Genomic DNA, 17896 nt, shown 5'->3' on the forward strand with positions numbered 1-17896 from the left:
GAGTGGTACCGGAACGGGTATCACTCTGCCCCGGGTCCGGTCGGGTTCGGCGCACGACACTCGGCTGTGCGGGCCGGCGGATCAGGCCGGCGCCGGAGTCCCACAGTCCGTACGGCGGGGACCGCGAGGACGACAGCTCCTGCGGCGAGCTGCCACAGGGCGCCGAAGGCCAGCACCGAGGAGGTGCCGGTGCGGGCTGCGATCGGGCCCGCCGCGGCCAGACCGACCGGGCCGAGCACGAACGCACCCAGGGCGCCGAAGGAGCTGACGCGGGCCCGGACGTCGGGCGGCACGTGGTGTTGGGTCGTGGTGGCGTAGAGGGTCTCGCAGACGGCGGCGCCGACCCCGGCGAGCAGCGCGGCGAGAGCCGTCCCGGCGACGGGTGCGTGGGCGGCGAGCGCGGCGGAGGGCAGCGCCCAGCCGAGGGTGGCGACGGTGGCCACCGCGAGCGGGCGGCGTGGCCGACGGCCGAGCATGGCCAGACCGCCGAGGACGGCTCCGGCTCCGTAGGCGGCCATGACGAGGCCCCAGACGCGCGCTCCGCCGAGCTGCTGGTGGGCGATGAGCGGGCCGAGGACGAGGAAGGGCGCCCAGACGAGGAGGTTGAACAGCCCCATCTGGACCGTCGTGGTCCACAGCCAGGTCCGTGAACGGAACTCCGACCAGCCCCGCCGCAGGTCGGCGAGGGGGGACTCCGGCTCCTCGACGGCCGTACGGGCCGGTGCGGACAGCCGGGCGAGGGCCACGGCGCAGACCGCGTAGCTGGCGGCGTCCACGACCAGTACCGTGCCTGGCCCCTGGGTGGCCGTGATGATCCCGGCGGCCGCCGGCCCGGCGACCGTGGTCACCGATCTGGCCAGGCCCAGCAGTGTGTTGGCGTCCGACAGCCCGCTCTGCCGCCGTACGAGATCCGGGACGAGCCCGCTCAGCGCCGGCAGGAAGAACCCTTCTCCGACACCCCAGACGGTGACCAGCACGGCCATGGCCCATACCGACGGGTGGCCCGCCATGAGCACGGCGGCGAACACCGCCTGCACGGCGCAGCGGAGCAGATCCGCCGTCAGCATCACGCGCCTGCTGCCCAGTCGGTCCGCGACGACTCCGCCCGCGAGGAGCACGAGCACGATCGGCAGAATTCTGCCCGCCATCACCCAGCCCAGCTCGGTACCGCTGCCGCCACTGTCGAGCACCGCGAAGGCCACCGCCACCGGCGCCATCGACGACCCGAACAACGACGTCGCGTACCCGATGAAGAACCAGCGGAAGTCGCGCTCTCCCAGCACGGCCAGACGACCCGTCAGGCCACGTGCGGAGCTGTCGGTCTCCTGCGAATCCATCGCCATGGGTGGCAAGTCTGCCGTCGGCGGTGAGCGGTTCACAAGGTTCTTCGGCGAAAAACCTGAGTCTTGTGGAAGCAATTTCTCAGAGGCTGGGCTCTGCCGCAGTAAATGGCTCTGATAACCGCCATTGAAGCGCGATCTCCTTTCCTTTCCGTCAAGGCTCTGATGTACTTCAGACGGGTATTTACTGCGGTAGAAATAAGGCGGGGACACCATGGCGGCCAGAGAGCCCACGGCAGTGCAACCGGTGGAGTACGCGGTCGCCGTCGAGCGCTACCTCTCCGCCACGGCCCTCGGTACGAACTCCCGCCGGATCTACCGCATCGCCCTGGCCACCTGGGCGTGGCCCCTGGTGGATCGCCCGGTGCCCACCGGGCGCGACCGGCGCCGTGCGCAGCCGCCGGTGCTCCCGCTCGCCCTGCTCGACAGCCCGCACTCCGCTGTCCGGCTGCAAGGCGCACTCGCGCAGCGAGCCTCCGGTGCCGATCCGAGGACCGTCAACCGGGAGCTGTCGATCCTGCGCAGTGCCGTCTCCTGGTGGCGTACCCAGGGCTGGATCCGGACCGACCCGACGGCAGACCTCCGCCCACGGGATCTGCCCGGGAGCGGGCCTGCGGTGCTGGGCCCCGCCGATCTCCGCACCCTGTTCGCACTGCGCGCGCCACTGCGCGAACAGGTGACCTGGCGCCTGCTGTTCGAGACCGGCGCGACCATCGAGAACGTCCTTGCTCTCGATGTCGACGACCTCGACCTGCCCCGCCGATGCGGACGCCCCCGGCCGGACAGGCAGCCGCTGGCCTGGCAGGCCAGAACAGCCCGCCTCCTACCGCTCCTCGTCGTCGGCCGCACCGACGGGCCGCTGTTCCTCACCGACCGCCGCGCCACGGCAGGCACCCCCGCCGCCGACCTGTGCCCTTACAGCGGCCGTGGCCGTCTGTCCTACCGGCGGGCCGCCGAGCTGTTCACCACCGCGACCCGCCCCCTCGACCCCGAGGGCCGCGGCTGGACCCTCAGGCAGCTCCGCACCGCAGCCCGCTCATGAGAAGCCCCGGTCCGCGTCACCGAGCGGGTGCGCGGGGCCGTGGATCTCCACATAGACGTGGGCGCCGGTCTCGAACGAGGCACCGTCCGTGTAGGCGATGAGGCGCTCGGGCAGGTCGTGGTGCCCCTCGGTGGCCAGTTCGATCCGCCAGTCGTGGCCACGGAAGAGGCGGCGAACGACGCGGGCGCGCACCGTCCCGATCCCGGTCGCGGGCGCGGTGCTCAGCCGGAGCTGCCGAGGCCTGAGCATGACGAGGTCCCGGTCGGAGCTCGTGGCAGCGGTGAGCGGCAGGGTACCGAATGCGGTGTCGGCCTTGACGCCGTCGAGGCGGGCGGGGAGCAGGTTGGCCTCGCCCAGGAAGCGGGCCACCCCGGCGTCGGCCGGTTCCCGGTAGAGCTCCTGCGGCGGCGCCTGCTGGACGATCCGGCCCGCGCGCATCACGGCGATCGTGTCGGCGAAGGAGAACGCCTCCTCCTGGTCGTGGGTGACCAGGATCGCAGTGGCACCGGCCCGCCGCAGCGTGGCGGCGACCTCGGTGCGGAGCTCGGTCCGCAGGGCTGCGTCGAGGGCGGCGAACGGCTCGTCCAGGAGCAGGAGTTCGGGGGCGGGGGCGAGTGCGCGGGCGAGCGCGACGCGCTGCTGCTGGCCGCCGGAGAGCTGGTGCGGGTGGCGGTCGCCGAGCCCGGTGAGGCCGATCAGGTCGAGGAGTTCGGCGACGCGTTCGCGCCGTTCGCCGCGCGGCAGCCCGAAGCCGATGTTGCCGGCGACGGTCAGGTGCGGGAAGAGCGCGCCGTCCTGCGGGACGTAGCCGATCCGGCGGCGTTCGGCGGGCAGTCGTCGGCGCCCGTCGTCCAGCACCCGCTCGCCCAGGGCGACCCGCCCTCGGGTGGCGGAGTGGAAGCCGGCGATGACCCGCAGCAAGGTGCTCTTCCCGCAGCCGGAGGGGCCGAGCACACACGCGAGCGCCCCGTCCTCGACGGAGAGTTCGATGCCGGCCAGGACCTCGCTGCGGCCGTGCTCGGCGTGCAGTGCGGTGATCGACAGGCCGCTCATCAGTTCTCCGGGCGGGTGTTGGGGCCGAGGGTGCGGCGGGTGAGCAGGAGGACGGGCGGGACGGACATGGCGACCATGAGCGCCGCGTACGGTGCCGCCGCGCCGTAGGCGAGGCCGCTGGTGTAGATCCAGAACTGGGTGGCCAGCGTCTGGGTGCCGGTCGGACGGAGCAGCAGCGTGGCGGTCAGCTCGGTGCTGGCGGTGAGCGCCACCATCGCGGCGGCGGCGCCGAGCCCCGGCAGGATGAGCGGCAGGGTGACCCGGCCGAGGACGGCGGCCGGACGGGTGCCGAGCGAGCGGGCGACCTCCTCGACGCCCGGCGGCACCTGGGCGAGGGCGGCCCGTACCGCTGTCAGGGCGAGCGGGAAGTACAGGATCACGTACCCGGCCACGAGCATGGGCGGCTGCTGGTACAGCGGCGTCGCGTACCGGATGGCGAAGTAGACGACCGAGAGTGCGACCGCGATGCCTGGCAGCGCCCGGGTGAGGTAGGCCGCGCGTTCGGCGGTGCGGGCGAGCCGGGTGTCGCGCCGCCAGGCGTAGAGCGCGACCGGGACGGCGGCGGCGGTGGCGACCAGGGCGGCGGCGAACGCGTACCCGAGGGTGGTGAGGGCTGCGGAGAGCACGGAGGCCTGGGGCAGGGTGGTGGAACTGCCGCGGACGAGCCAGTAGCCGAGGGCGTACACCGGCACGCCGAGGGCGGTGCCGACGAGGGCCGTCAGCGCGGCGAGCGCGGGCAGCGTCCAGCGGCCCAGGCGGGTCGGTGCGGCCCGGCGGCCGGTGGCGCCGCGGCGGGTGACCCGCCTGCGGCGGCCGGTGCCGGCCTCCAACCCCACCAGCAGCAGCGCCAGCAGCACCAGGACCAGGGTGAGCAGGGAGGCCGATGCGGCGTCGAAGCCCAGGCGGTACTGGGTGAAGATCGCGGTGGAGAACGTGGTGAAGCGCAGCATCGCGAACGCGCCGTACTCGCCCAGCAGGTAGAGCGAGACGAGCAGTGCGCCACCGGCCAGCGCGGGCCGGGTGAGCGGCAGGGTGACCTTCCACAGGGTGGCGAGGGGGCCCCGGCCGAGGCTGCGGGAGACCTCCTCGGCCGCGGCGTCGCTGCGGCGCAGGGTGGCCGCGACCGGGAGGAGGACCAGCGGGTACAGCGAGCAGGTCATCACCAGCACCGCGCCCCAGTAGCCGTGCACGGAGCGGGAGAGCGAGACCCAGGAGTACCCGCGGACGAACTCCGGCACGGCGAGCGGCAGGGCGAGTGCGACCGTCCACCAGCGGCGCCCGGGTAGGTCGGTGCGTTCGACCAGGTAGGCGGCGCCGAAGCCGAGCACGGCGGTGGCGAGGGTGACGGCGGCCGTGAGGGTGGCGGTGTGCCACAGCAGGGTCGCGATCAGCGGGCGGCCGAGCAGGCGCTGCACCTGGGCCCAGCCGGACTGTGCCGCCTGGATGCCGACGAACACCAGCGGCGACGCGACGACGGCGACCACGGCGAAGGCGAGGACCGGGAGCAGGCCGGTGGCCCACCACCGCAGCAGCGGTGACGGGCCGTCGGGGAGGGTGCGGGGAGGGGTGGTCACGCCAGCAGACCGGTGTCCTGGAGCAGCTGGAGGGCCTGCTTGCCGTCGCCGAGGTCGGCGACGGAGGCGAGGGTGCCGACCGAGTCCAGCGGGGCCAGCCCGGCCTTGCCCTTCACCCCGGCCACCAGCGGGTACTCGTAGCTCGCCGAGTCGGCGATCAGCTGCTGGGCGGGGGCGCTCGCCAGGTAGGCGAGGAAGGCCTGGGCGGCCTGCTGGTGCTTGCTGCCGTTCAGGACGGCCGCGCCGGAGACGTCGACCAGTGCGCCCGGGTCGCCCTTGGCGAAGTAGTGCAGCTTGGCGTGCGTCCCGGCGGCGGTCTTCTCGTCGCGCAGGCGGTAGAAGTAGTAGTGGTCGATGACCCCGGCCTCGACCTCGCCCGCGTTCACCGCGACCGAGAGATCCTCGTTGTTCTCGTAGATCTTGGCGTTGGCCTTCAGACCCGCCAACCACTTCTTCGCGCCCTCGACGCCGGCGGACTTGATCACCTGCGTGACGACGGGCGCGAAGTCGGTCTCGCCCGGTGCGACGCCGAGTCGGCCCTTCCACTCGGGCTTCGCCAGGTCGAGCACCGAGGTGGGCGGAGCCGTGTCGGCGCCCTTCCCGGTGGCGGCGACGAAGGCGGCGCTGCGTGCCGAGACGCCGACCCAGTCGCCCTTCGGGGAGCTGTCGGCGGCCGGGACGGCCTTGAGGGTGTCCGGCTGGACGGGCGCGAGCAGGCTCTGGTTCTCCAGCACGGTCAGGGCCGGCGGGTTCTCGGCGTAGAAGACGTCGGCCGGGGAGGCCTTGCCCTCCTGGAGGAGCTGGTTGGCGAGCTCGGCCTCGTCGCCGGAGCGGAGCTCGACCTTGACGCCGGTGCGCTTCTCGAAGTCCGCGGTCAGGGCCTTGACGGTCTGCTCGTGCTGTCCGCTGTAGACGGTGATCGACTGGCCGCCTGCCGCCGACGGGTCGGCGGCGGCGCTCTCCGCAGAGCTGCCGCAGCCGGCGAGCGCGAGCGAAGAGGCCACCAGGGCGGCAAGCGCAACAACAGTCTGTGCAGGTCTACGCACGAGGAGTACTCCGGTTCGATTGGGCTGGATCCGGTCGGCGCCCGCAACCGTGGTGCTCGGTACGCGGGGTGGCTGACCGTCATGCAACCTAGAGCAGGGAAGGCTTACCTAACAACCTTCGCGGCGTCAGGTCTCACCCCGGTCCCGGAGCAGTCACGAGTGGGCGGCCACTCGGTCGAGCGCAGCCCAAAGAACTACCAAGACCGGGTAAACCAGGGGCCGGCGGGCCGAGCAGGCGTTCATGCGGCACCCTGCCGTTGGCTAGAGGCGTGTCGCGGTGCGGACGAGGTCGGCGACGGCTTGGGATCTGCTGTGCGGTGGCCAGGCGATGACCGTCGTGACAGCCGGTGCGTCCGGCACCGGCACCGTCGCATGACCGTCGCGCAGGTGGGCCCGGAGGGACTCGGGCACGACCGCGCAGGCCCGTCCGAGCGCGATCAGCTGGAACAGCTGGGTGTGGTCGCGCACCTGCGGGCCAGGCCCGTCCTGATAGCCCCCGCCCCGTCGAGGCCAGCGTGGCAGGGGCAGGTCCGTCAGGGTGGTGACCTCGGCCATCGACATCTGGGGTCGGTCGGCCAAGGGGTGCCCTGCGGGCAGGACCACGACCTGCTGTTCGGTGTGCAGGTCCTCGGTGTCGAGTCCGGCCGTCGTGTCGAAGGGCCGCTGGAGCAGAGCAACGTCGGCACGCCCGTCGCGCAGCAGCCCCTCCTGCTCGCCGGGCCCGCACAGCATCACCTCGACGGCGACCGCGCCGGGCTCGGCGGCGTAGGCGTCCAGCAGCTTCGACAACAGTTCGCCGGCCGCTCCGGCCTTCGTGGCCAGCACCACACCGGCCGGTCCGGCAGCTGCCCGGCGGGTGCGGCGCTCGGCGGCCTCGACCGCCTCGAGTGCGGCCCGGCCCTCCCGCAGAAGCACCGACCCGGCCTCGGTCAAGGCGACCGCACGAGCAGTGCGGTGCAGCAGAACCACTCCGAGCCGCCGCTCGAGCTGCTGGATCGCCCGCGACAGCGGTGGTTGCGCCATGGCGAGCCGCTGCGCCGCCCGCCCGAAGTGCAACTCCTCCGCCACGGCGACGAAATACCGCAGCTCCCGCGTCTCCACCGCGTCATCGTATCCGGCCTCACCTCGACCGATATCCGTGCGGTATCGCCGCCCACCCAGTCGGTCTTGGACGTCCCACCCGAGTCCGCCCCACGCTTGGCGACATGAGTGAACAGACCATCGCGCTGGTGACCGGCGCGAACAAGGGAATCGGATACGAGATCGCGGCGGGCCTGGGCGCCCTCGGCTGGCGAATCGGCGTCGGCGCGCGGGACCGACAGCGCCGCGACACCGCCGTGGAGAAGCTGCGCGCAGCCGGGATCGACGCGTTCGGCGTCCCGCTCGACGTGGCGGACGACGCAAGCGTGGCCGCCGCGGCCGAGCTGATCGCCGACCGCGCCGGAGGGCTCGACGTCCTGGTCAACAACGCCGCGATCACCGGCGGCATGCCGCAGACGCCCACCACGGTCGACCCCGCGACCGTACGAGCCGTCGTGGAAACCAACGTGATCGGGGTCATCCGCGTCACCAACGCGATGCTGCCCATGCTGCGTGGCTCGGCATCGCCGCGGATCGTGAACATGTCCAGCAGCGTCGGCTCGCTCGTCCTGCAGACCACGCCCGGCATCGACATGGGCCCGATCCCCGCTGCGTACTTGGCGTCCAAGACCTTCCTCAACGCCGTCACCGTCCAATACGCCAAGGAACTGAGCGACACCGAAATCCTGATCAACTCCGGCTGTCCCGGCTTCACCGCCACCGACCTCAACGGCTTCCAGGGCACCCGCACTCCCCACCAGGGCGCGGCGATCGCGATCCACCTCGCGACCCTGCCCGACGACGGACCGACCGGCGGATTCTTCAACGACGGTGGCACAGTGCCCTGGTGAGAGCCCCCACCCCGCCTTCAGGAATACGGCGGTGACGCGGCCCGCCTCCCGCACATCACGACGCGTGCCCCTCGCGTAGCGCGGCGCGGAGGCTCGCCCCGTCGCCCACGGGGGCCAGCAGGCCCAGGAGATGAGCGAGGCCCACGCCGGCGACGACTACCCGGGCCAGCCCTGGGAGGAGGGATGTCGCGGCGAACAGTACGCCGCAGGTGGCCGGGAAAGCCGGCCCCGCGACCGTGACAGCGACCTCCTTCCATCGGTCACCGGTCGCTTCGTGGACGACGGCGCAGCGGCCCGGCCGTACGGAGACCACCACCGGAGCGTCCCGGGCGGCGGCGAGACGGTAGGCGGCCAAGTGGCCCCATTCGTGCAGGATGACCGAACCGGCCAGGGTCAGGACGCAGACCGCGATGAGGACCGCGAGCTCGGGCTGGAGCTGGAGGGCGGCGCCGAGCAGGGTCAGGGTCAGCCCAGGCCACCACGACCGCACCGCCATGCCGCACAGTTCGGCGAGCGGAACGGCGAAGCCCGGGGCGGCGCGGCGCGCGCGGCCCGACAGGGACGGGAGCCGCCCGAGTGTGAACGGCACGTCCCGCCATCCTCCGTGGTTCCAGCGGGCTCGGCACTCGACCATGCCCAAGGACAGTGCCGCTTCGACGGCGACGACTTGCTCTGCGGGCGTTCTCCGATCCACCGAGGCCGGGAGCCGCCGGAGTTCGGCCGCCAGCGAGCCACGGATCTCCGCCGGCGCGATGTCGAGGCTGCCCACGACCGGGACCACTTCGAACACCTCAGACCCGCCTGACCGCTGCGGACACGCCGCCCAGGGCAACCCTCGCGTAGCAGCCGAGGAACAGTTCGGGCAGCGAGACCACCACCTGGCCGGCGTAGCCGAGATGTCCGGGCCCGACCACACCGTAGACGACGGTCAGCAGCACGGCCTGAAGCCCCGTGACGCACATGACCGCGACCTACCGGCTACGGCAGTTCGACAAGGCCGGCCAACGTCCAGCCGGCCCCGCAGACAGCGCAACACCAGGAGCCCGCCGCCTCGATCGCGAGGAGGCCGGAGCGCACCGGCCTAGCGGCGCCGCATCACCACCGGTACCACCGACGACCGCCTCCGCGCCCACCGGACGGGAGCAGGAAGCCCAGCACCCAGAGGGCGAGAACGACGAGCGCCACCCACCACAGCATGTGCAGGGCGAACCCAGCACCCCCGAGCACAAGCACCAACAACAGAACCACCACGAGGAACAACATCTCGTTCCACCTCCACGCAGGAGAGAGACCTTCAGGCACAGCGTGTGCCCCGACCAGGCCGATTCATGCCAAAGACTGATCCCCTCGCTCGTGGGGCCGGTTACCGGGTTGGTCGACCTGCCGCACCCCGTGCTCCCGCTCGCCGCTGCCCGTCGTCCACCCGGAGCAGGACCGCGACGAAACCGGACTCGGCCAACTCCTCGACCGCCGTGCACAGCTCCGGACCCGAGCACGGTGCCGGGGTCCGGTCAGCGGGCGGGGTTGCCGTAGAACGGACCGTAGTAAGAGCTGTAGCGGTCACGGGTGCCGGTCTCGTTCTCGTTCTCGTTCTCGCGGAAGTCGGGGACGAGCGCCGGGCCGTGCTTGATCTCGGACTTCGTCCGGTCGACGTACACCTTCCGGTCGGCCTCGTCGACCCGCAGGACGGTGCCGGCGGGGAGCAGGACGAGCCGGCCGAAGATCCACGGCCCGGTGTCGACCACGAGGTAGGAGTCGTCGACGTCGTCGGAGAGCCTGTCGATCTTGCCGATCGAGCCGTCGACGGCCTCGACGTGGAAGCCGACCAGGTCGGTGCCCGTGACGTGGCCGGCGGTCTCACGGAAGTCCCAGATCCGGAAGTCCCCGGTCTCACTGCTGCTCATGGTGCCTCCTCAGCCAGCGGCGCCGCCTTCCTGGCGGCGCGCTCTCGGACTGTCGGCTCCCCCGTTTCCCGGATTGCATGCGTCCTGGGACGGGCCGGCGCCCCGGACTGCCGGGTCGGCACCGCCGCCCCGGACTGCCGGGGCGGCGGTGCCGATCGGGCACGAGCGGCGCCGTTCGGCCAGGATGTAGAGGACGTGGGGGAACCGCTGCTGATCGGAGGCCGAGGATGATCCAGATCGCCGACATCCGGGAGTGGCGCGAGCGGGAGGTGGTGGACCCGACCGGCAAGCGGATCGGGACGCTGGAGTCCGTGTACGTGGACACCGCCACCGACCAACCGGCCTTCGCCACCGTCACCGTCGGCCTGCCCACCAGGCGCCGCCTGGTCTTCGTGCCGCTCGACGACGCCACCGTCGGCCCTGCCTACCTGCGGGTGGCCTTCGCCAAGTCCCTGGTGAAGGCCGCGCCGTCGATCGGCACCGACGGCGTCCTGGCGGCCGAGGACGAACCCGCGGTGTTCGCGCACTACGAGCTCGCCCACACCCCCGGGGCCGGCGGCGAGCGCCGCCTCGCCCGCCGCTGAGCAAACCTGGAGGCGCACGTCATGGCCTGGATCCTGCTCCTCGTCCTGATCGCCATAGCGCTCGGCCTGGTCGGTGCCGTGGTCAAGGGCCTGCTCTACCTGCTGGTCATCGGCGTCGTCGTGTTCCTGGCGGCCCTGCTGCTCGGAGTCGCCCGTTTCCGGCGGGGCGGGCGGCGCCCGGTGCGGTGACACCGGCGGCGGTGAACACCCCGTCCGGCGTCCCGCCGACCGGCACTCCGGGACGTGGATTGGACCCTTGGATTCGGGGCAGGCGCGGTCCAGGGCAGATACCGCCCCTGGACGAGAGGAGCGCAGGCACATGGGCACCGACGACAAGGTCCGCAACGTGGCCGAGAAGGCGCGCGGCAAGGTCAAGGAGGCTGCGGGGAAGGCTACCGGCGACCGCGTGACCGAGGCCGAAGGGCGGGGCCAACAGCTGAAGAGCGACCTGAAACAGGCTGCCGAGAAGATCAAGGACGCGGGGAAGGACTGAGCCGCGACCCCGGCGGCCGCTCCTGTGCGGCCGCCGGGGTGAAGGGACACCGCGCCAAGAGAGCGACGCCCCGCCCGAGCCGCCGGCCGTCGACGGCGCCCTGACCGGGTGACCCTCCCGCCCGGAACTCACCGTCTGGCTCGTGAGCAGTGAGCACAGCTGAGCCGCGTGGGGCCCCGCGCCCCAGTGGCCAGATCGGATTCCTCGCCCCCGACCAGAGCGACCTCGACGACTACCTGCTCTCCTCCGCCAACACCACGCACAGCCAGGTGACCGAGGAACTGGCCAGCTGGCTGATCGACCGCCTGCCCGATTGACCGCGCAACCGCCCCGGGGCCCGCGCGACACCATCGCGCGGGCCCCGGCCGTTGACGATGGATAGGCGAATCCGCCTGCTTTCAGGCAGGCGCCGGAACCTCCCGGCTGTGGGAGATCCTCGGTCGCGGCACCCCCGGAATCGAACAACGAGTTCCCGGCACCGCCGTCCGAAGCTCCACCGTTGTGCGTCATGACCGGCGCCTGCCCTCCACCGCCTGCTCGAACCTGCCGGCCGACGGTCGACCCCCTCCCATCAGTCTCCAGACGCGGCTCCGCAGCCCCCACTCGATCTGGCGAAGCCTCGCCATCAAGGTCTTCCGACTGTCCGTCACTGCTTCCCGCCACCACATGTCCAGCCCGTCAATCCTCGTCCTGTTCGGGTGACTCCGGCTCCTCCGCCTGCTGCTCGGCCACGGGCTTGCCCACCCGGACCATCGGGGCGATCACGGCCCCGGTGACCCTCCCGGATACCCCACCCCGGCCGACGGAAACGTGCACGGGTCCCGGCAGCTGCGCCCGTAAGGCGCCAAAGCGGATCGCACCCACGACCGGAGGCCCGGTGCGCCCACCTCGCCCGCAGCTCGTCCCTGGCGGGACGGGGCGGCAGGTCGGCGGGCGGCGAGCCGGCCTGGACGGCATGGCGCCGGTCAAGTGTGGTGGACACGACCGAATCTCCTGGGCTTCGGGTCCGCCGCTGCGTCTCTCTTCCTGCCCCCAGCACTCTGTTGAGTCATGAATATCGTGGTTTGTCACCTTCTGCCCGGGTAGACGCGACCAGCAGAAGCGCCCACCCGGAGGAGGACCCATGCCACGCGGATCGAGCCCGAAGCGGGAGCGCCAGTACGAGCACATCAGGGAGAGCGCGCTGGAGCGGGGCGAGAGCGAGAAGCGAGCCGAGGAGATCGCCGCGCGAACCGTCAACAAGGAACGTGCCCGGCACGGGGAGTCGAAGACGGCCAGCCGCAGTTCCACCCACGACATCTCCTCCGGCCGACGGGGCGGGCTGCACTCGCACGGCGGCTCCAAGGGCCCGACCTACGACCAGCTCTACAACGAGGCCAAGCAGCGCAACATCCACGGCCGCTCCAAGATGAACAAGCGTGAGCTGGCCCGCGCACTGGGCCACTGACCCGGCAGGTGAGCACGATGAGCATCCCCACACCCCCCGACCCGGACACCGAGCCGTTCCCCCACCCCTACCCCGGCCCGCGCCCGGGTGAGGAGCCCGATCCGATCCCGCCACCGGCCCCGCCCATCCCCGAGCCGGACCCGGCTCCGGCGCCCGAACCACGTTGATGACGCTCCCTGAAATTTCAGGGCTCTGCCCGGAGTTCCTTGAAAGGCCAGGTCAGTGGAGTAGCGCTGGACGGGCCGGAGCGCGTGGATCTTCACGAACCGCGCGCGGCGATCCTTCTTCTCACCCTGCCCTACCGTCTACCCGGCGTGAGTCCGTTCTCGTAGGCGATGATCGCCAGGTGGACGCGGTCCCGAGCCTCGAGCTTGGCGAACAGACGCGCGACATGGGTCTTCGCCGTCGCCACGCTGATCACCAACCGCTCGGCTATCTCACCGTTCGACAGTCCCTGTCCGACCAATGCCAGCACCTCGCGCTCCCGGTCGGTGATCCCCGCGATGAGACGTGAGTCCGCGGCGGCCTCGGTGTCCGGTGCGGGGGCCGCAGGGGTGGCGGAGGTTCCGGCGAAGTCGGCGATCAGCCGTCGGGTGACGCTCGGCGCGATCAACGCGTCGCCGGCCGCCACCACGCGGATCGCGTCCAGGATCGCGTCCAGGGCCATGCTCTTGAGCAGGAATCCGCTGGCCCCGGCGCGCAGAGCGCCGTAGACGTACTCGTCGTCGTCGAAGGTCGTCAGCACCAGCACCTTGGGCGGGTCCGGCTCGGCGGTCGCCTGCCGGGTCGCCTCGATCCCGTCCATGCCCGGCATCCGGATGTCCATCACCACGACGTCCGGCCGCAGCTCACGCACCAGGCGCACCGCCTCGCGGCCGTCACCGGCCTCGCCGACCACCTCCAGGTCGTCGGTGCCGCCGATCAGGATCCCGAGCCCGACCAGCATCAGTGGCTGGTCATCGACCAGAAGCACCCGCACACTCATATCGGGAGCCTCGCCGCCACCCGGAACCCGCCACCCGGACGCCGGCCCGCGCTGAACTGGCCGGACAGCAACGTCACCCGCTCGCGCATGCCGAGCAGGCCGAAGCCGCTCCCGCCGGCCGCCGCCGAGGGCCTCGGACGGCCGGGCCCACCAAGGCCGTCGTCCCCGTCGTCCACCACCTCGATCGTCACCCTTTCCGGCTCGTAACCCACCGCGACCCGGCACGTCCGCGCACCGGAATGCCGCACCACGTTCGTCACCGACTCCTGGATGATCCGGAACGCCGACAGTTCGATCTCCGGCGGCAGCGGACGCCGCTCGCCCTGCCAGGTCACCTGGACCCGCACCCCGGCGCCGGCCGCGCGTTCGGCGAGCTGCGGGACGTCGGCCAGGCTGCCGGCCGGCGCCAGCGGAGCGGCCTGCGGCATGGCGTCGTCCGGCTCGGCGCGGCGGAGCGCCCCGAGCATGCGCTGCAGCTCCAGCAGCGTCTCCCGGCTGGTGGTCTCGATGCCGGTCAGCGCCTGCCGCGTCTGCTCGGGCTTGGTCTCCACCACCCGCGCCGCCGCTCCCGACAGCACCGTGATGATCCCGATGCTGTGCGCGACGCTGTCGTGCAGTTCGCGGGCGATCCGCAGCCGCTCAGCCATGACGACGCGGGCCTCGGTCTGCTCATGCAAGGCTCCGAGGTATTCACGGCGTTTGCGATGCACCCCCCCGAAGACCCACGCGACCGCGAACCACAACGCGAACTGCCCGGCCCACTGGGCCGCGTCGCCGACGTTCTCCCCGGGGTAGACGTCGATGTTCTCGACGAACGCGGCCGCGACGGCCGCGACGGAGCCGACGGCGGCAGCCTTCGGCCGCCGGACGGCGAGGTACCCACCCAGGACGACGAGCAGGACGAACACGATCCAGGGCCGCACGCCGAAGAAGTCGCCGAGGACCGATTCGCCCAGGATCGCCGCGAAGACCGCCCCCGGCAGACGGCGCATCAGCAGAACCGGAAGGGCGAGCACGACGCACAGACCCATCATCTGGATCGGGAAGGGCCCGAGGCCGGGAAACCGGAACAGGCCGTCGTGGTGCGGGACCTGAGCGATCGACCAGCAGAGCATCACCGCGTAGAAGCAGGCGATGGCCAGCACCACGGCCTGGTCCGTCAGCCAGGTCATACGCTCCGATGTCGAGAGACGCTGGAGAAGCTCTTCCATGCGGAGATCGTATTCGGCCGCGTCGGCTCCGCGCGTCGCCCCGGGGATGTACGCGGGGTACACCCCCGGGCCGAGGGCCTGGGGAGTTGTGACATCCGCCGGCCGACGCGACGGATCACGCTCTGTTCGTAGGTTCGTGAACATGACGAACGCGCCGATGATCGACGTCCGCGAGGCGACGAAGAAATACGACGACGGCCCGCCCGCGCCGGCCGGTGTGACCTTGTCCGTGGCGTCCGGTGATTGTGCGGCGATCCTCGGCCGTGCCGGCAGTGGGAAGTCCACCCTGGGCGAGGAAAAGCCATGAGCGTCATCGACCGGTCAGCGGCGAAGACGCAGTCCGATTCGAGCCACGACAGCGCCGCTACGGGCAGGCAGCCCGCGCAGCATCGGCGCCGTTCTCCTTGCCGGTGGCCTGAGTTGGCGCTCATCGGCTGCGGAGTCGCAGTACTCGCCTGGGCGTTCGTGCTCTGCATCGCCCTACCGTCCACGGCGACTGCTGCGCACTGGTCGGCCGCCTGGGCCGGGTTGGACGTCATGGAGGCGCTCGGCTTCATCGCCACTGGGGTCCTGGCAGCTCGTGGCGATCTCCGACGGGTCCTGTCTGCCGCGGCCACGTCGATGCTGTTGCTGGTCGACTCCTGGTTCGACCTGATGACAGCGGGGCCTGGCCGCGATTTCGCCGGGGCGCTGGCCATGGCGTGCTTCGGCGAACTGCCGCTTGCGGTGGTCTGTGCGGTCGTCGCCTGGCGACCGCTCCGAGTTCCGACACCAACCGTCAATCACTGGAAAACAGAGGATCCTCGATCATGAATCTTCGTACTGCGCTCGGTCGGCCCGGAGCGCGATGGGGGTTGACCGCGGCGGCGGCCGGCACCGCGGCTCTGTCCTGGTGGATGTTGGACTCCGCCCCCTATCCGTACGCGCAGCGCCGGCTGCTCGATCTGCCCTTGCCGCTGCTCAGCCAGGGGCGGCTCGATTCGATGCTGGAGTTGCGCCGTGGCGAGCGGGTCCTGGAGGTCGGACCGGGTACGGGCCTGCAGGCTCTGCAGACCGCCCCGCAACTGGGCCCTGACGGTCGACTGGATGTCGTCGACATCCAGCAGGAGATGCTCGACCACGTGATGAGCCGGGCCGCACAGCGCGGCCTCACCAACATCGCGCCGACCCAGGCGGACGCCCACCACCTGCCTTTCGAGGACTCCGTGTTCGACGCCGCCTACCTGGTGACGGCCCTGGGCGAGATCCCGCAGCCGGAGGTGACGCTGACGGAGCTGAAGCGGGTGGTCAAGCCGACCGGGAGGATCGTGGTGGGCGAGTTCTTCGACCGGCACCAGGTGCGGCGCGCCACCCTGGCTCGCCATGCCAATGCCGTGGGGCTCCACGTGACCCGGCTGATCGGCCCGCCGTTCTCCTACTACGCCCAGCTGGCGCCATGCCGACCGGGCGGGGCAGGAGGCCGCTGACAGCGGCCGGCGCCCACCACCGACGACGGCGACGGCCGTGGTGGAGCCCTTCACGAGGGCTGACTGCCCGCAGCGTTGCCTCTACGCGCGCAGGGGTCACCCGTTGGCGGGCGGGGGCGACAGGGCGACGGTGAAGCCGGCCCGGTCAGGGTCGGTACCCGGACTTGCACCGCACCAACAGGTGCGCGCCGGTTGCAGCCTGTTCCAACAGCGGAGCTCCCGTGGTGAGGATGTCCTGGAGGACAGACCTCTTCTACGGGAGCTCCACTGCTTTGCCTACCGGCCTTTACACACAACCCCAACGCCCAACTGAACGGCGTTGGCACTAGTGCTGGAAGAGTACTTCCGGATTGTTCGGCGAGGGGCCGTCCAGCAGCGGACTGTGGATCCCCTTCAGCGTCTGGTCGAAGAACGCTGTCACGTACTCGCGGGTGATCACCACCCCGCGTTCCGGGGAGAGGGGCGGCGTCGGAAGCCCGGCCTCCTCCAGAAGCAGGTCCAGGTCGGCGAAGCTGAAGTGGTCGGCGCCGGCGACCGTCAGCCACTTCTTGTAGCCGCCGAGGGCGGCCCAGGTCTGCTCCCACGAGGTGTCGTGGCCGCCGACCGGGTGGTTGTCGGCCGCACCCAGCATGAGGAGCGGCCGGTTGATCTGGCCGGGCATCGGGGCCGGGTGGAAGCTGCCGTCCATGTTCACTCCGGCCCGTACTCGCGGGTCGGCGATCATCGTGGCGGCGGCCGCCGCTCCGCCGATGGAGTGTCCGGCCATGCCGATCTCGTGCTTGTCGATGAGGTGTGCCAGGGGCCACGCGGTATTGCCACGCGTCAACTGGTCGATCACGAAGGACACGTCCAGCGCACGGCTGGCGGCGACGGAGTCGAAGTCGAGCGCCGGGTCATCGCAGATCGCGCACGGCGGCGTCTGGCCGTTCGCCAGCGTCTCGCCACTGTCCTCGTAGGTGTGGCCGACGAGCGCGACGACGTAGCCGTGACTGGCCAGGTCGGTCGCGAGCGAGGTGAGCACCATGCGCGGGTCCTCGTACGCGGGTGAGAGGACCACCAGCGGATGCTTGCCGCGCTGCGGCCACGCGCCGTCGAAGGCGTGCGTGGTGACGCTGGAAAGGCTCTGTGGGGTGACGCCGGAGCCCGCCGGTGTCTTCCGGCGCTGGATGACTCCGGCTGCCTCGGCGAGGGTCATGTAAGGGGCCGGAGTCCCGGTCCCGGGGACGGCCGGGTAGACCATCGTGACGGTCAGTTGGCGGGGGCCGGATGACGGCACCCACGGGTCGGGACGGCTCGCGTCGGTGAGGTGGATGACGTCCTCGCCGGCGGCATAGGGGCCGGTCGGCGCGGGGAGTGTGCCTTGGAAGGACCGCGTGGGCGCGGTGGCCGTGGCCATCGCCGGTGCGGTGTCGAACGCGTGCGTGGCCGCCGGTGTGGCCGACGGTGTGGTCGTGGCGGCGAACCCGGCGCCGGTTCCGGTGGTGAGGGCGGCGAGCGTCAGCACCGCGACAGCGCTGATACGGCGATTGCGTTTCATGGGATCGACGCTAGGTTCCGCAGCTCCGTGTCGAATCAGCCCACGGATGTAAGCATTCCGGTGTCGTTCGTAACCCCCGCGAGGTACCGGAGTCATCCGCCGGGATTATGTCGTGCGGCGCGGGGTTCCCTTCGCCGGCATCGTCGAGCGCCACCTTCGTCCTGGCCTACGACGAACACGACGCCAAGCCCCACCGCCGGACCTACGACCACGGCCTGCTGCCACCTCCGCACGTCCCCGCCACGCTGCTGGCGGCCGGCCGCCGTGGCCTGCCCGGTACCGG

21 protein-coding genes are annotated in these 17896 nt (G+C 71.6%); 10 read left to right on the forward strand and 11 right to left on the reverse strand.

Annotated features, from left to right (window positions below):
- Nucleotides 1-20: 20 nt before the first annotated feature.
- The gene (locus ACR68M_RS07155; RefSeq protein WP_441249591.1) at nt 21-1343 is read right to left on the reverse strand and encodes an MFS transporter; all 1323 of its coding nucleotides are present in this window, start codon (nt 1341-1343) and stop codon (nt 21-23) included.
- 235 nt (nt 1344-1578) lie between these two features.
- Between ACR68M_RS07155 and ACR68M_RS07160 the strand changes: the two genes are divergently transcribed.
- Nucleotides 1579-2382: a hypothetical protein gene (locus tag ACR68M_RS07160; protein WP_441249592.1), complete on the forward strand. Its 804-nt coding sequence runs from the start codon at nt 1579-1581 to the stop codon at nt 2380-2382.
- Here the strand turns inward: ACR68M_RS07160 and ACR68M_RS07165 are convergent.
- From ACR68M_RS07165 to ACR68M_RS07180, 4 genes are all read right to left on the reverse strand, one after another.
- Complete coding sequence (locus ACR68M_RS07165; RefSeq protein ID WP_441249593.1) at nt 2377-3435, reverse strand: ABC transporter ATP-binding protein; 1059 nt, start codon at nt 3433-3435, stop codon at nt 2377-2379. The two genes, ACR68M_RS07160 and ACR68M_RS07165, sit on opposite strands and share 6 nt — an antisense overlap.
- Nucleotides 3435-5009 carry an ABC transporter permease gene (locus ACR68M_RS07170; RefSeq protein ID WP_441249594.1) on the reverse strand — a complete coding sequence of 525 codons (1575 nt, stop codon included), beginning with the start codon at nt 5007-5009 and terminating at the stop codon, nt 3435-3437. Before ACR68M_RS07170 ends, ACR68M_RS07165 begins: the two co-directional genes overlap by 1 nt.
- Entirely contained in the window at nt 5006-6055 is a 1050-nt protein-coding gene (locus ACR68M_RS07175) for an extracellular solute-binding protein (protein WP_441249595.1), read from the reverse strand. The genes ACR68M_RS07170 and ACR68M_RS07175 overlap by 4 nt, the downstream gene beginning before the upstream one ends.
- Nucleotides 6056-6316: 261 nt before the next feature.
- On the reverse strand, nt 6317-7156 hold the full coding sequence (locus tag ACR68M_RS07180; RefSeq protein WP_441249596.1) for a LysR family transcriptional regulator: 840 nt from the start codon (nt 7154-7156) through the stop codon (nt 6317-6319).
- Nucleotides 7157-7260: 104 nt separating this feature from the next.
- Here ACR68M_RS07180 and ACR68M_RS07185 point away from each other — a divergent pair, with 104 nt between their 5' ends.
- Complete coding sequence (locus ACR68M_RS07185) at nt 7261-7986, forward strand: SDR family NAD(P)-dependent oxidoreductase (RefSeq protein WP_441249597.1); 726 nt, start codon at nt 7261-7263, stop codon at nt 7984-7986.
- Between the two features lie 55 nt (nt 7987-8041).
- Here the strand turns inward: ACR68M_RS07185 and ACR68M_RS07190 are convergent, their stop codons facing one another.
- The 3 genes from ACR68M_RS07190 to ACR68M_RS07200 all read right to left on the reverse strand — a co-directional run bounded on the left by ACR68M_RS07190 (nt 8042) and on the right by ACR68M_RS07200 (nt 9890).
- The gene (locus tag ACR68M_RS07190; protein WP_441249598.1) at nt 8042-8767 is read right to left on the reverse strand and encodes a hypothetical protein; all 726 of its coding nucleotides are present in this window, start codon (nt 8765-8767) and stop codon (nt 8042-8044) included.
- A gap of 10 nt (nt 8768-8777) precedes the next feature.
- Nucleotides 8778-8948 carry a hypothetical protein gene (locus tag ACR68M_RS07195; RefSeq protein ID WP_441249599.1) on the reverse strand — a complete coding sequence of 57 codons (171 nt, stop codon included), beginning with the start codon at nt 8946-8948 and terminating at the stop codon, nt 8778-8780.
- 549 nt (nt 8949-9497) lie between these two features.
- Nucleotides 9498-9890 carry a PRC-barrel domain-containing protein gene (locus tag ACR68M_RS07200; RefSeq protein ID WP_441249600.1) on the reverse strand — a complete coding sequence of 131 codons (393 nt, stop codon included), beginning with the start codon at nt 9888-9890 and terminating at the stop codon, nt 9498-9500.
- Between the two features lie 227 nt (nt 9891-10117).
- Between ACR68M_RS07200 and ACR68M_RS07205 the strand changes: the two genes are divergently transcribed.
- The 6 genes from ACR68M_RS07205 to ACR68M_RS07230 all read left to right on the forward strand — a co-directional run bounded on the left by ACR68M_RS07205 (nt 10118) and on the right by ACR68M_RS07230 (nt 12581).
- Entirely contained in the window at nt 10118-10474 is a 357-nt protein-coding gene (locus tag ACR68M_RS07205; protein ID WP_441249601.1) for a PRC-barrel domain-containing protein, read from the forward strand.
- 21 nt (nt 10475-10495) lie between these two features.
- Nucleotides 10496-10663 carry a hypothetical protein gene (locus ACR68M_RS07210; RefSeq protein ID WP_441249602.1) on the forward strand — a complete coding sequence of 56 codons (168 nt, stop codon included), beginning with the start codon at nt 10496-10498 and terminating at the stop codon, nt 10661-10663.
- 130 nt (nt 10664-10793) lie between these two features.
- The gene (locus tag ACR68M_RS07215) at nt 10794-10967 is read left to right on the forward strand and encodes a CsbD family protein (RefSeq protein ID WP_441249603.1); all 174 of its coding nucleotides are present in this window, start codon (nt 10794-10796) and stop codon (nt 10965-10967) included.
- A 149-nt stretch (nt 10968-11116) separates the two neighbouring features.
- The gene (locus ACR68M_RS07220; protein WP_441249604.1) at nt 11117-11284 is read left to right on the forward strand and encodes a hypothetical protein; all 168 of its coding nucleotides are present in this window, start codon (nt 11117-11119) and stop codon (nt 11282-11284) included.
- 806 nt (nt 11285-12090) lie between these two features.
- The gene (locus ACR68M_RS07225; protein WP_441249605.1) at nt 12091-12414 is read left to right on the forward strand and encodes a plasmid stabilization protein; all 324 of its coding nucleotides are present in this window, start codon (nt 12091-12093) and stop codon (nt 12412-12414) included.
- A 17-nt stretch (nt 12415-12431) separates the two neighbouring features.
- Nucleotides 12432-12581, forward strand: a complete 150-nt coding sequence (locus tag ACR68M_RS07230) for a hypothetical protein (RefSeq protein ID WP_441249606.1) — start codon at nt 12432-12434, stop codon at nt 12579-12581.
- A gap of 131 nt (nt 12582-12712) precedes the next feature.
- On the opposite strand, the gene ACR68M_RS07235 is transcribed toward ACR68M_RS07230, so the two are convergent.
- Both ACR68M_RS07235 and ACR68M_RS07240 read right to left on the reverse strand, forming a co-directional pair.
- Nucleotides 12713-13399 (reverse strand): response regulator, encoded by a 687-nt coding sequence (locus tag ACR68M_RS07235; RefSeq protein WP_441249607.1) that lies wholly within the window; start codon nt 13397-13399, stop codon nt 12713-12715.
- A complete protein-coding gene (locus ACR68M_RS07240) occupies nt 13396-14895 on the reverse strand; it encodes a sensor histidine kinase (RefSeq protein ID WP_441249608.1) in 1500 nt (499 codons plus the stop codon). Before ACR68M_RS07240 ends, ACR68M_RS07235 begins: the two co-directional genes overlap by 4 nt.
- An 18-nt stretch (nt 14896-14913) precedes the next feature.
- Between ACR68M_RS07240 and ACR68M_RS07245 the strand changes: the two genes are divergently transcribed.
- Both ACR68M_RS07245 and ACR68M_RS07250 read left to right on the forward strand, forming a co-directional pair.
- Nucleotides 14914-15423 carry a hypothetical protein gene (locus ACR68M_RS07245; protein WP_441249609.1) on the forward strand — a complete coding sequence of 170 codons (510 nt, stop codon included), beginning with the start codon at nt 14914-14916 and terminating at the stop codon, nt 15421-15423.
- Nucleotides 15420-16076 carry a class I SAM-dependent methyltransferase gene (locus tag ACR68M_RS07250; protein ID WP_441249610.1) on the forward strand — a complete coding sequence of 219 codons (657 nt, stop codon included), beginning with the start codon at nt 15420-15422 and terminating at the stop codon, nt 16074-16076. The genes ACR68M_RS07245 and ACR68M_RS07250 overlap by 4 nt, the downstream gene beginning before the upstream one ends.
- 325 nt (nt 16077-16401) lie before the next feature.
- Here the strand turns inward: ACR68M_RS07250 and ACR68M_RS07255 are convergent, their stop codons facing one another.
- Nucleotides 16402-17613, reverse strand: coding sequence for an alpha/beta hydrolase family protein (locus ACR68M_RS07255; protein WP_441249611.1), 1212 nt, complete (start codon nt 17611-17613; stop codon nt 16402-16404).
- Nucleotides 17614-17896: the final 283 nt, after the last annotated feature.

It is taken from the genome of Kitasatospora sp. McL0602, assembly GCF_052076145.1.
GTDB lineage: Bacteria > Actinomycetota > Actinomycetes > Streptomycetales > Streptomycetaceae > Kitasatospora.